This window comes from Streptomyces sp. NPDC050738 (assembly GCF_040654175.1).
Classification (GTDB): domain Bacteria; phylum Actinomycetota; class Actinomycetes; order Streptomycetales; family Streptomycetaceae; genus Streptomyces.
The window spans coordinates 47,400-60,179 of sequence record NZ_JBFAHN010000016.1 but is presented as its reverse complement, the minus strand read 5'-3'; the positions used below and the strand labels follow the sequence as shown (position 1 = coordinate 60,179).

Annotated in this window: 11 protein-coding genes; 10 read left to right on the top strand and 1 reads right to left on the bottom strand. The window is 69.8% G+C overall.

Annotated features, from left to right (window positions below):
- The first annotated feature begins 6 nt into the window (after window positions 1–6).
- The 7 genes from AB0H78_RS31145 to AB0H78_RS31115 all read left to right on the top strand — a co-directional run bounded on the left by AB0H78_RS31145 (window position 7) and on the right by AB0H78_RS31115 (window position 7,714).
- Window positions 7–1,218 (top strand): pyridoxal phosphate-dependent aminotransferase, encoded by a 1,212-nt coding sequence (locus AB0H78_RS31145; protein ID WP_363238017.1) that lies wholly within the window; start codon window positions 7–9, stop codon window positions 1,216–1,218.
- Between the two features lie 67 nt (window positions 1,219–1,285).
- Entirely contained in the window at window positions 1,286–1,669 is a 384-nt protein-coding gene (locus AB0H78_RS31140) for a hypothetical protein (protein WP_363238016.1), read from the top strand.
- Between the two features lie 328 nt (window positions 1,670–1,997).
- Complete coding sequence (locus tag AB0H78_RS31135) at window positions 1,998–3,155, top strand: serine hydrolase domain-containing protein (RefSeq protein ID WP_363238015.1); 1,158 nt, start codon at window positions 1,998–2,000, stop codon at window positions 3,153–3,155.
- A gap of 100 nt (window positions 3,156–3,255) precedes the next feature.
- On the top strand, window positions 3,256–4,365 hold the full coding sequence (locus AB0H78_RS31130; protein ID WP_363238014.1) for a substrate-binding domain-containing protein: 1,110 nt from the start codon (window positions 3,256–3,258) through the stop codon (window positions 4,363–4,365).
- A 1-nt stretch (window position 4,366) separates the two neighbouring features.
- A complete protein-coding gene (locus tag AB0H78_RS31125) occupies window positions 4,367–5,557 on the top strand; it encodes a toxic anion resistance protein (RefSeq protein ID WP_363238013.1) in 1,191 nt (396 codons plus the stop codon).
- On the top strand, window positions 5,554–7,113 hold the full coding sequence (locus AB0H78_RS31120) for a substrate-binding and VWA domain-containing protein (RefSeq protein WP_363238012.1): 1,560 nt from the start codon (window positions 5,554–5,556) through the stop codon (window positions 7,111–7,113). Before AB0H78_RS31125 ends, AB0H78_RS31120 begins: the two co-directional genes overlap by 4 nt.
- Complete coding sequence (locus AB0H78_RS31115) at window positions 7,100–7,714, top strand: hypothetical protein (protein ID WP_363238011.1); 615 nt, start codon at window positions 7,100–7,102, stop codon at window positions 7,712–7,714. The genes AB0H78_RS31120 and AB0H78_RS31115 overlap by 14 nt, the downstream gene beginning before the upstream one ends.
- Window positions 7,715–7,808: 94 nt before the next feature.
- On the opposite strand, the gene AB0H78_RS31110 is transcribed toward AB0H78_RS31115, so the two are convergent.
- Window positions 7,809–9,644, bottom strand: coding sequence for a phosphoenolpyruvate carboxykinase (GTP) (locus AB0H78_RS31110; RefSeq protein WP_363238010.1), 1,836 nt, complete (start codon window positions 9,642–9,644; stop codon window positions 7,809–7,811).
- Window positions 9,645–9,861: 217 nt separating this feature from the next.
- Between AB0H78_RS31110 and AB0H78_RS31105 the strand changes: the two genes are divergently transcribed.
- The 3 genes from AB0H78_RS31105 to AB0H78_RS31095 all read left to right on the top strand — a co-directional run bounded on the left by AB0H78_RS31105 (window position 9,862) and on the right by AB0H78_RS31095 (window position 12,771).
- Window positions 9,862–10,548, top strand: a complete 687-nt coding sequence (locus AB0H78_RS31105; protein WP_363238009.1) for a hemolysin III family protein — start codon at window positions 9,862–9,864, stop codon at window positions 10,546–10,548.
- A gap of 124 nt (window positions 10,549–10,672) precedes the next feature.
- Window positions 10,673–12,160 carry an MFS transporter gene (locus AB0H78_RS31100; protein ID WP_363238008.1) on the top strand — a complete coding sequence of 496 codons (1,488 nt, stop codon included), beginning with the start codon at window positions 10,673–10,675 and terminating at the stop codon, window positions 12,158–12,160.
- A gap of 2 nt (window positions 12,161–12,162) precedes the next feature.
- Window positions 12,163–12,771, top strand: a complete 609-nt coding sequence (locus tag AB0H78_RS31095) for a TetR family transcriptional regulator (RefSeq protein ID WP_363238007.1) — start codon at window positions 12,163–12,165, stop codon at window positions 12,769–12,771.
- Window positions 12,772–12,780: the final 9 nt, after the last annotated feature.

Genomic DNA, 12,780 nt, shown 5'->3' with positions numbered 1-12,780 from the left:
ACGGACATGCAGGTGATCCAGTCGACGAAGCTCGCCAATGTCTGTTACGAGATCCGGGGCCCGGTCCTGGAGGAGGCGATGCGGCTGGAAGCAGCGGGCCATCGCATCCTCAAGCTCAACACCGGCAACCCGGCCGCGTTCGGCTTCGAGTGCCCCCCGGCGATCCTCGAAGACGTCCTGCGCAACCTCCACGACGCGCACGGCTACGGCGACGCGAAGGGGCTGCTCTCCGCGCGCCGCGCGGTGATGAGCCACTACGAGACCAAGGGCATCCCCCTCTCCGTCGAGGACATCTACCTCGGCAACGGCGTCTCCGAGCTCATCCAGATGTCGATGCAGGCGCTCCTCGACGACGGCGACGAGGTCCTCGTCCCCGCGCCCGACTACCCCCTGTGGACCGCCTCGGTCTCCCTCGCCGGCGGCACCGCCGTCCACTACCGCTGCGACGAGCAGGCGGACTGGATGCCGGACCTCGACGACATCGAGCGCCGCATCACCGACCGCACCAAGGCCATCGTCGTCATCAACCCCAACAACCCCACGGGTGCGGTGTACGACGACGAGATGCTGCGCGGCATCACCGAGATCGCCCGCCGGCACTCCCTGGTCGTCTGCTCCGACGAGATCTACGACAAGATCCTCTACGACGGCGCGACGCACACCCCGACGGCCGCGATCGCCCCCGACCTGATGGTCCTCACCTTCAACGGCATGTCGAAGAACTACCGGGTGGCCGGTTTCCGCTCCGGCTGGCTCGCGGTCTGCGGCCCCAAGGCGCACGCCTCGTCGTACATCGAGGGCCTGACGATCCTGGCGAACATGCGCCTGTGCGCCAACATGCCGGCCCAGCACGCCATCGCCGCCGCCCTGCAGGGCAGGCAGTCGATCGAGGCACTGGTCCAGCCGGGCGGCCGGCTCCTGGAGCAGCGCGACACGGCGTACGACCTGCTCACGCAGATCCCCGGCGTGAGCTGCGTGAAGCCCAAGGGGGCGCTCTATCTCTTCCCCCGTCTGGACCCCGCGGTCTACAAGATCAAGGACGACCGCGAGATGGTGCTCGACCTGCTGCGCGCCGAGAAAATCATGATCGTCCACGGCACCGGATTCAACTGGCCCGAGCCCGACCACTTCCGCATCGTCACGCTCCCGGCGGCGAAGGAACTGCACGACGCGGTGACCCGGATCGGGAACTTCCTGGACGGATACGCGCAGCATTAAGACACCACTCAACTTTAGACAGAATCTAAGCTAGGATGAGGCTCTGACCGTGAACAGGAGGCCATTCATGTACGAACCGATCCGCAGGAAGTCGGTCCACTCGACGATGGCCGACGACACGGCGGCCTATCCGCACCGCACCCGCGAGGAAGAGCTGGACCTCCAGCTGGCGGGCCACCTCTCCGCACTCCTCTCGGTCACCGACGAGCTCGGCCTGGCCCAGGAGGGCGACCGCATCGCGAGCGAGATCGCCCGGCTGCGCTCCGCCCCGCCGGTCCGTCACGCGGGTCTCTCCGCCGCGGACCCCGCCGACCTCCACCAGCGCGCACACGCCCTCGCGGGCCGCGCCCTGGTGGTCGCCGCCTCCCGCGCGGACACGGCGGCCGCGATCCTGGCGGCCGAGCGTATGGACGCCCACGCGGCGGCCCAGCTGCTGACCGCGGCCCACTGACCGGCCCCGGCCCGCAGCCGCAAAGGCGAGCGGGCCGGGCGCCACTCTCCCGCCTTTGCGGCTAAACCGCCGCCGCTTTCGCGGAGGTGGCCGGCGCGGGTGGGGGTTGCTCAATGGCCGCTTGGCGTTCGTTCCCCTCTTTGCGGCTAAACCGCCGCCGCTTTCGCGGAGGTGGCCGGCGCGGGTGGGGGTTGCTCAATGGCCGCTTGGCGTTCGTTCGGATGCGACACCGGTAACCCCACACCAGACGTCTCAAGCCCGTCCGGCAATTGAGGACGAGCGGCCGGAGGCCCGCATTCCCCCCGCCCCCGTGGCTACGCTTGGCCCCATGCCGCCCTCCACGCTGCACGACCTCCTCACGACCCACGTCGACAACGGCACCGTCCCGGGAGCAGTGGCCCTGGTGTCGCGCGGCGGCCGTACCGAGGTGCAGGCCGTCGGTTCGGCCGATGCCGAAGGCGCCGCCCCGATGGTCCGGGACTCGATCTTCCGCATCGCCTCCATCACCAAGCCCCTCACCGCGGCGGCGGCGATGATGCTGGTCGACGAGGGCACGCTCGCCCTCGACGCCCCCGTCTCCACCTGGCTCCCCGAACTCGCCTCGCCCTCCGTCGTCCGTACGCCCTCGTCCCCCGCCGACGACGTGGTCCCGGCCGTGCGCCCGATCACCGTCGAGGACCTGCTCACGTTCCGCGCCGGATACGGATTCCCCTCCGACTTCTCGTACCCCGCGGTCCAACTCCTCTTCAGCGACCTGCAGAAGAGCGGCCTGGACCCCCAGGACACGCCCGCCCCCGACGACTGGCTCGCGGCGCTCGGCCGCATCCCGCTCCTGCACCAGCCGGGCGAGGCATGGCTGTACAACACCTGCTCCGACATCCTCAGCGTGCTGATCGCCCGCGCATCGGGCACCGGATTCGCCGACTTCCTCGCCGAGCGCCTCCTCGTACCCCTCGGCATGAAGGACACCGGATTCGCCGTCCCTGCCGCCGACTTGGGCCGGTTCACCACCTCCTACCGCCCGACGCCGGACGGCAAGCTGGAGACGGTCGACACCCCCGAGGGCCAGTGGAGCAGCCCGCCGCGCTTCGCCTCCGGCGCGGGCGGTCTGGTGTCGACGGCCGACGACTGGCACGCGTTCGCCCGGATGCTGCTGGCCGACGGCGCGGGCCCCGACGGCCGCGCGCTGCTCTCCCCGGACGCGGTACGCCGTATGACCACCAACCACCTCGACGAAGCCCAGCGCGAGGCGAGCGACCTCTTCCTGGAGGGCCAGGGCTGGGGTTACGGCGGCTCGGTCGACGTGGACGAGCGCGACCCCTGGACCGTCCCGGGCCGTTACGGCTGGGTGGGCGGCACCGGCACGAGCGCACACATCGTCCCCTCCACGGGCACGGCCGCGATCCTGCTCACCCAGGTCCAGATGACGAGCCCGGTCGCACCCGCGATCATGCGCGACTTCTGGCAGTACGCGACGACGGTCTGACGCCGCCCCTTGCCCGCCTCCCCCAACTCCGGAGCCCTGCACTCCTGTTGCGTACTGGGATGACACGGACACCTCCCGTTCACCCGACCCCGCGAGGAATGTGGGTTTCCGCGGGCACTCTGCGGGTGTGAGACGCATCGCAGCAATCGTCCTGGCGGTTCTGCTGATCGGCGGAGTGGCAGCAGCCGTCGTCGCAAACCGACAGTCCCAGGACAAGAGCACGGCAACGAAGACCGTGCGAGGAGTGATCGGGTCCGAGAAGGCAGAGTTCTTCTCCGACCCCAAGGTCGTGAAGGCCCTTGCCGCCAAGGGATTCACCGTGAAGGCGGAGACCTCCGGGTCCTGGGCGATGGAGGAACTGCCGCTCTCCGGCTACGACTTCGCCTTCCCCGCCTCGAAGGCCCCGGCCGACGCACTGCGCAAGAAGGGCAAGCTCCCGGACACCACCCCGCAGCGCCCCTTCTACTCGCCGCTGGTCGTCGTGGCCCACCGGGACGCCGCCCAGGTCCTGGCCGGCAACGGGCTCGCCGCCCTCACGGGGAAGTCCACAGGGACCCTGCGCATGACCCCGTACCTGGCCGCCGCGCGTGCCGACCGCACCTGGCAGCAGCTCAAGGGCGCCGCAGCCCACACCGAGCTCACCGGCACGGTCTTCATCAGCTCCACCGACCCCGAGGCCTCCAGTTCCGGCGCGCTCTACCTCGCCGCCGCCTCGTACGCGGCCGACGGCGGCAAGGTCGCCGACAGCCCGGCGGCGGTCGCCCGTACGGCGCCCCTGCTGAAGAAGCTCGTCTCCGTACAGGGGGCCCAGCAGACGTCGTCCGACGCCCCCTTCCGGGACTTCATCAGCGGCGTCGGCAACCCTCTCGTCCTCGTGTACGAGTCCCAGGTGGCCTCGCTGCTCCTCCAGCACCAGCCGGTCGGCGACCTGGTCGTCCTCTACCCGGACACCACGGTCAACAGCGACCACACCCTGGTCCCGCTCACCCAACAGGGCAGGGAACTGGGCGAGTTGCTCTCGACCGACCCCGCCCTGCGCGCCCTGGCCGTACGCCACGGCTTCCGCCCCCAGGGCGCCGCACCCGAATTCACGGCCGCGACGGCCCCGTACACCGCCTACCTCAACCAGACCCTGACCGGGGTCCGCCAGGCGCCCGTGCCCACCTCCGAGGTGCTGCACGCGATGGCGCGGCAGGCCCGAGGAGACTGAAGTGACCCTGACCCCACCCGGGCCCGCACCCGAGTCCCCGCTCGTCCTCACGCCTCCGGAGCCCGTGGCCCCGGTCCGCACGGAGCAGGCGGCCGGCCTGGTGCCGGTGGAGGATTCGGTACGCGAGGAGATGGCACGCCGCGCCGCGGAGTACGTGTCCTCGCTCGCCGGACTCGACTCCCGCTCCCCCGAGTTCACCACCCGGATCGGCGAGATCGCCGCACTCGGCGCCTCCGACATCCGCTCGGCGGCCGCCCAGTCCAACCGCATGCTGGACCGTACGGTACGCAACCTCACCGCCGCCTCAGGCGACGACGCGGGCTCCCGCGTCGGCACCTCGCTCATCGAACTGCGGCGCACGGTCGAGGACTTGGATCCGCGTGACGTCCCCGGCAAGGGGGCCCGCCGCTTCCTCTCCAAGCTCCCCGGCGGCAACAAGCTCCGCGACCACGTGGCGAAGTACGCCTCCTCGCAGACCACGCTCAACCGGATCGTCGGCTCCCTGCGCGGCGGCCAGGACGAACTCCGCCGCGACAACGCGGCCCTGCACACCGAGCGCACCCGCCTCTGGGACACCATGGGCAAGCTCCAGGAGTACGCGGTCCTCACCCAGGCCCTGGACGGGGCGATCGAGGAGCGCATCACCACGACGCAGGACCCGGCGCAGGCGGACGCCCTGCGCGCCGATGTCCTTTTCCCCGTACGCCAGAAGCACCAGGACCTGCTGACCCAGCTCGCGGTGAGCGCCCAGGGGTATCTGGCGATGGACGTGGTGCGCCGCAACAACGACGAGCTGATCAAGGGCGTGGACCGCGCCGCGACCACCACGGTCTCCGCGCTGCGGACCGCGGTCATGCTCGCCACGGCCCTGGAGAACCAGCGCAAGGTGACGGAGCAGGTGAACGTCCTGCGCTCGACGACCGAGGACCTGATCCGCGGCAACGCGGAGATGCTCGCGACCCAGTCGGGCGAGATCCAGCGGATCGCCGCGGACCCGGCGGTGGGCGCGGAGACGCTGCGTGCGGCGTTCCAGTCGATCTACCGGACGCTGGACGCGATCGACACGTACAAGGTGCAGGCGACCGAGGCGATGGCAACGACAGTGGAGTCCTTGACGGCCGAACTCCAGCACGCGAGCGCCTACTTGGACCGTACGAGGTCGGCCTCGGCACTCGAAGGCGGTCCCTCATGAAGCTGAGACGACCACTGACCGCACTGCTCGCGACCGCACTCCTCGTCGCCGCCGGTGCCGCCTGCGGCGGCGACAGCCACCCGGCCCCGGACGACCACGCCTACAGCCCGCACACCCTGCGCGTGCTGGCGTCCTCCGAACTCACCGACATGCAGCCCCTGTTGGAACAGGCGCGCAAGGCCACCGGGATCACCGTCCGGCCCACGTGGACCGGCACCCTGGACGCGGTGGAGCAGATAGCGACCGGCGAGGCGGACAGCCGCTACGACGCGGTCTGGCTCTCCTCCAACGACTATGTGCGCCTGCGCCCGGGCGCCGCGGCGAAGCTCACCTCGCAGACCTCGATCATGACGTCGCCAGTCGCGATCGGGGTGCGTGCCGCCACGGTCCGGCGCCTCGGCTGGAACCCGGAGAACGTCACCTGGTCGCAGGTCCACCAGGCGGTCACCGCAGGCCATCTCACCTACGGAATGACCGACCCGGCCCGGTCCAACTCCGGTTTCTCCGCACTGATTTCGGTCACCTCGGCCCTCTCCGGAGCCCAGTCGGCCCTGACGGACGCCGACGTGAAGAAGGCCACGCCGCGCCTCAAGGAGTTCTTCAAGGGCCAGAAGCTCACCTCTGGCTCCTCCGGCTGGCTGGCGACGGCGTACAGCCGCCGCTCCTCGGTGGACGCCCTGATCAACTACGAGTCCGTACTCCTGTCCCTGAACCGCGACAGCCGCACCGGTCTGACGGTCATCCGCCCCCGCGACGGCGTGGTGACGGCCGACTACCCGCTCAGCCAGCTGACGTCGGCCCCGCAGGAGGCGAAGGACAGCCTGCGGACGCTCACGGACTACCTCAGGTCCCCGACAGCCCAACAGGCCCTCACCACGGCGACGTTCCGCCGCCCGGTCGTCACCTCGGTGCACCCGGCCGCAGGCCTGACGACGGCTCCGCGCCGCGAACTCCCCTTCCCCGGCACCAAGTCGGTCGCCGACGGCCTTCTCCGCTCGTACGAGAACGAACTGCGCCGCCCGTCCCGCACGGTGTACGTCCTGGACACCTCGGGCTCCATGGACGGCGACCGCCTGGCCCGCCTGAAGAAGGCCCTCACCACCCTGACGGCGACCTTCCGCGAACGCGAGGAGGTGACGCTGATGCCGTTCGGCTCCTCGGTGAAGAGGATCACCACCCATACGGTGGACCCGGCTCACCCCGCCTCCGGCCAGGAGGCGATCAGGGCGGACGCGGCGGCGCTCTCCGCGGCGGGCGGTACGGCGATCTACAGCAGCCTGGAAGAGGCGTACGGCCATCTGGGCAGCGCCACGGACGACGTCTTCACGTCCATCGTCCTGATGACGGACGGCGAGAACACCAGCGGCCGTCACGCGTCGGACTTCGACGCCTTCTACGCCGCACTTCCCGCCGACAGCCGCAACACCCCGGTGTTCCCCATCCTGTTCGGCGACGCGGACCGCAGCGAACTGGACCACATCGCCCAGCTCACCGGCGGCCGCCTCTTCGAGGGATCGCTGGACGGCGCTTTCGAGGAGATCCGTGGCTACCAATAGGCCCGACAGGCCGAGCAGAGCCCTCGCCTACCTGGAATCGCGCAAGAACCTCACCGGCAGCGCGTGCGGCGTCGCGGGGGTGGCCCTGACGTTCACCGGGGTGGCGGGCCCGTACTGGCCGGCGATCGTAGCGGCGCTCTACGCGGCGGGCGCACTCATCGCCCCGCCGGAGCGGCCTCCGCTCCCCGCCTTCTCCCCCTCGGCCCAACAGGACGCGCTGCGGGCCGACTTGACGAGGCTGGGCGAGTACGTCGACGGGGCGCAGCTCCCCCAGCCGGCGACGGAGCTGCTCTCCACCCTGACGGCGCTGCTCACCGCACTCCTCGCGGAGGACTGGTCGACGGACCCCGAGTCCTTCCACACGCTCACCCGCACGGTGCGCCAGGACATCCCCGAGGCGGTGGACACCTACACCCGCACGCGCTGGTGGAACCGCCTGGCTCCGGGAACCGAGCCCCCGGAAAACCACCTGACCCACCAACTCACCCTCATCCACGGTGAGTTGTCGTCTCTGGCAGCGGCGCTCCGAGAGTCGGAGGCCCGCCGCCAGGAGACACACACCCGCTACCTGGAGGAACGGAACCGGCCCCCCGCGCCGTGAGGGGGCGCAGGGGGCCGGTCAACGCGATGGGCCGTCATGGACCCCACAGGTCAGGGCGGATGTCTGTGGACCCACCGCGAGTTCAGCTCACGCTCTAGCCGAGGCGCTTGACCAGGGCGTGGTACTCGTCCCACAGCTCGGTGGGCGTGTGCTCACCGAAGGTGTTGAGGTGCTCGGGGACCAGGGCGGCCTCCTCGCGCCAGACCTCCTTGTCGACGGTGAGGAGGAAGTCCAGGTCGGACTCGGCGAGGTCGAGGCCCTTGGTGTCGATCGAGCCCTTGGCCGGGAGGATGCCGATGGGCGTCTCGACGCCCTCGGCCTGCCCGTTCAGCCGCTCGACGATCCACTTCAGGACGCGGCTGTTCTCACCGAAGCCGGGCCACACGAACTTGCCCGCGTCGTTCTTGCGGAACCAGTTCACGTAGTAGATCTTCGGGAGCTTGGCCTGGTCCCCCTTGGATGTCGCAGTCGCGCCGACCTTGACCCAGTGACCCATGTAGTCGCCCATGTTGTAGCCGCAGAACGGCAGCATGGCGAAGGGGTCGCGGCGCAGCTCGCCGACCTTGCCCTCGGCGGCGGCGGTCTTCTCGGAGGCGACGTTGGCTCCGAGGAAGACGCCGTGGTTCCAGTCGAAGGACTCGGTGACCAGCGGGACGGCGGTCGCGCGGCGGCCGCCGAAGAGGATCGCGGAGATCGGGACGCCCTTGGGGTCCTCCCACTCGGGCGCGATGATCGGGCACTGGCCGGCCGGGACGGTGAAGCGCGCGTTGGGGTGGGCGGCCGGGACGCCGCTCTCCGGGGTCCAGTCGTTGCCCTTCCAGTCCGTGAGGTGCGCGGGAAGCTCCTCCGTCATGCCCTCCCACCAGACGTCGCCGTCATCGGTGAGCGCGACGTTGGTGAAGACGGAGTTGCCCCACATCGTCTTCATGGCATTGGCGTTGGTGTGCTCGCCCGTGCCCGGCGCGACACCGAAGAAGCCGGCCTCCGGGTTGATCGCGTACAGCTGACCGTCCTCGCCGAAGCGCATCCAGGCGATGTCGTCGCCGATGGTCTCGACGGTCCAGCCGGAGATGGTCGGCTCCAGCATGGCGAGGTTGGTCTTGCCGCAGGCGGAGGGGAAGGCGGCGGCGACGTACTTCGACTCGCCGCTCGGGGGCGTGAGCTTGAGGATCAGCATGTGCTCGGCGAGCCAGCCCTCGTCACGCGCCATGACGGAGGCGATGCGCAGGGCGTAGCACTTCTTGCCCAGGAGCGCGTTGCCGCCGTAGCCCGAGCCGTACGACCAGATCTCGCGGTCCTCGGGGAAGTGCGAGATGTACTTGGTGGTGTTGCACGGCCACGGCACGTCGGCCTCACCGGCGGCGAGCGGAGCGCCCAGCGTGTGGACGGCCTTGACGAAGAAGCCGTCCGTGCCGAGCTCGTCCAGGACGGGCTGTCCCATGCGGGTCATCGTGCGCATCGAGACCGCGACGTACGCGGAGTCCGTGATCTCCACGCCGATCGCCGAGAGCGGCGAGCCGACGGGCCCCATGCAGAAGGGGACGACGTACATGGTCCGGCCGCGCATGGACCCGCGGAAGATCCCCTGCTCACCGGAGAAGATGTCGCGCATCTCGGCCGGGGCCTTCCAGTGATTGGTGGGCCCGGCGTCCTTCTCTTCGGCGGAGCAGATGTACGTCCGGTCCTCGACCCGTGCGACATCGGACGGGTCGGATGCGGCGTAGTAGGAGTTCGGGCGCTTGATCGGGTCGAGCTTGGTGAAGGTCCCCTTGGCGACGAGCTCCTCGCACAGGCGCTCGTACTCGGCCTCGGAACCGTCGCACCAGACCACACTGTCCGGCTGAGTCAGTTCAACGATCTCGTTGACCCACGAGATCAGTTCCTGGTGCTGGGTGGGAAGGACAGCGGGAGCCGCGATGTCGCGCGCCACGGTTGCTCCTATGCAGGTGTTTTGGAGGGTGAAGGTTTTGCCGCCCCGTGGGGGCTGCGACCCGGATGCCTGCACGCCTGAAAGTTCCAGGCGCTCATCCGGTGCCGACCGCACTCATCTGATCATCCGCGCGATTCGCCCATATGTCCAGGGGGCCTCTCACGTGAGCATCGCCACTCCGTGACTGAACCTACGGAACCGTAGGTAGCATCGACGTATGACTTCCGCCGTCCCTGCCCCCTCCACCACTCCCGAAGTGACCGAGCTCCACCCGACGCCGGTCAAACCGAGAATGCGCGGCTGGCTGCACGCCGGAATGTTCCCGGCCGTGGTCGTGGCGGGCCTGGTACTGGTGGCCCTCGCCGACTCGACGCAGGCACGGATAGCCTGCGCGATCTACACGCTCACGGCCTGCATGCTCTTCGGCATCAGCGGGATCTATCACCGGGGAACCTGGGGCCCACGGGGCGAGGCGATCCTGCGCCGCCTGGACCACGCCAACATCTTCCTGATCATCGCGGGCTCCTACACCCCGCTCGCCCTGCTCCTGCTGCCGCGCTCCACCGCGGAGCCGCTGCTCATCGCCATCTGGGCGGCGGCCGCGGCCGGTATCGCCTTCCGCGTCCTGTGGGTCGGCGCCCCGCGCTGGCTCTACACGCCCTGCTACATCGCGATGGGCTGGGCGGCCGTCTTCTTCCTGCCCGACTTCCTGCGCGAGGGCGGGGTCGTCGTGCTCGTCTGCGTGGTCGTCGGCGGACTGCTCTACAGCGCGGGCGGCGTGATCTACGCGCTGAAGCGCCCCAACCCGTCGCCGATGTGGTTCGGCTTCCACGAGGTGTTCCACTCGCTGACGCTGGCCGCCTTCGTCACTCAGTACATCGCGATTTCGCTGATCGCCTACTAAGGCCCCCACCAGCAGGAAGCGGCCGTACCCCGTCGGGTACGGCCGCTTTTGCATTGACAGCCACATCCTTTTGAGAGTTACAGTCATAAGACATTGACTCGCATACTGATGGAGGGGCGGGGACATGGAACGCAAATGGTGGGCCCTCGGGGCCATGGTCATGAGCTTTCTGGTGCTCGGATTCGACACCACGATCCTGAACGTCGCGCTGCCGACGATGGCCGACCAGCTCGGCGCCACGACCGGCCAGCAGCAGTGGATGAGCGACGCCTACATCGTGGTCTTCGCGGCACTGATGCTCCCCGCCGGCCTCCTCGGCGACCGCTTCGGACGGCGCAGGATGCTGGTCACCGGGCTCGCGATCTTCCTCGCGGGGTCGGTCGTCGGCGCCTTCGCCACCAGCGTCGAGCCGGTCATCGCCGCCCGCGCCTTCATGGGCGTCGGGGCCGCGCTGATCATGCCGCTCGCGCTCTCCGTCGTACCGACGATGTTCACGCCGGAGGAGCAGCCCAAGGCGATGGGGGTCATCACCGCGGCCTCCGGCATCGGGATGCCGCTCGGGCCGATCATCGGCGGATGGCTGCTCAACCACTTCTGGTGGGGCTCGATCTTCGTGATCAATGTGCCGATGGCCGCGATCGGAATCGTGGCATGCGTCCTGCTGCTGCCCGAGACCCGCGACCCCTCGGCACCCAAGGTCGATCTGCTGTCCACCGCGCTGACGACGACCGGGCTCGCCGCACTGATCTTCGGGATCATCGAGGCGTCGGAGCGGAGTTGGGGCGATGCGCTGGTGGTCTCCATGCTGGCGGCGAGCGTCGTGCTGATCGCGGCTCTCGTCGTACGGGAACGCCGCATGGTCCGCCCCATGCTGGACCTCGAGCTGCTCACCCACCGGCCCTTCCTGCTGAACACGCTGGCCGCGACGCTCACGATGTTCGTCCTGTCGGGGCTGATGTTCGTGCTCACCCCGTACCTGTCGGCGGTCCTCGGCAACGACGCCTTCGGGACCGGGCTGCGGATGCTGCCGATGATGGCCGGGCTGTTCGTCGCCGCGAAGGCCGCGGGGCCGCTGCTGCAGCGGTTCGGGGCGCGCGTGGTGATCAGCGGGGGGCTGCTCGTGCTCGCCGCGGGGGTGCTGATCGGCTCGACCACGGGCGTGGACGACGGATACGGCTTCACCGCGCTGTGGCTGACGGTGACCGGGTTCGGTTTCGGGTTCGCCATGGTGCCCGCGATGACCGCCGCGATCGGGGCGCTGCCCCGGGACCAGGCGGGCAGCGGGTCCGGATTGCTGAGCACCGTACGGCAGACGGGCGCCGCACTCGGGGTCGCACTGCTCGGTTCGCTGATCGCCGGTGTGTACACGGGCCGACTGCCGGGCGGGGCGCCGGAGGCCGCGAAGGACTCGGTGGTCGGCGCCCATCTGACAGGGGATGCGGGGCTGGCGCGGGTCGCGGATGCCGCGTACGTGCACGGCATGTCGGTGGCGCTGATCGTGTGCGGGATCGCGGCTCTGGTGACGGCGGCGCTGGCGGTGGTGATGCTGCCGAAGAAGGCGGGGGCGGTTGCCGCGGCAGAGGACTTGGCCCCCGCCCCGGTGGATGCCTGACAATGTGCACCATGGCCGCCACCACGCCCCAGCTGGGACTCCGCGAACGCAAGAAGATCAAGACCCGGACCGAAATCCGCCGGGCGACGTACCGGCTGGTCGCCGAGCAGGGGTACGACGCCACGACGATCGAGCAGATCGCGGAGGCGGCGGAGGTGTCGCCGTCGACGGTGTTCCGGTACTTCGCGACCAAGGAGGACATCGTCCTCACCGACGAGTACGACGCCCTGATGGCGGCCCGGCTCCGGGACAGGCCGACGGACGAGTCGGCGCTGGAGTCGGTGCGGGCCGTCATGCGGGAGGCCATCCGGCTGGCCATGGCGGACGACCCGGCGGAACTGAAGCAGCGCACCAAGCTGATCGCGGAGGTGCCGGCGCTGCGGGCGCGGTCGCTGGAGAGCATGTCCACGACCAGCCGGCTGCTGTGCGAGGTCCTCGCGGACCGGATGGGGCGCTCCGCGGACGACCTGGAGATCCGGACGTACACGATGGCGCTCATGGGGGCGCTGCAGGAGGCGTCGGCGTACTGGGCGGAACGGGATCACCAGGACGACTTGGCGGAGCTGATGGACCGCACGCTGAACACGGTCCGAGACGGCCTGACGGCCTGACTCGATCGC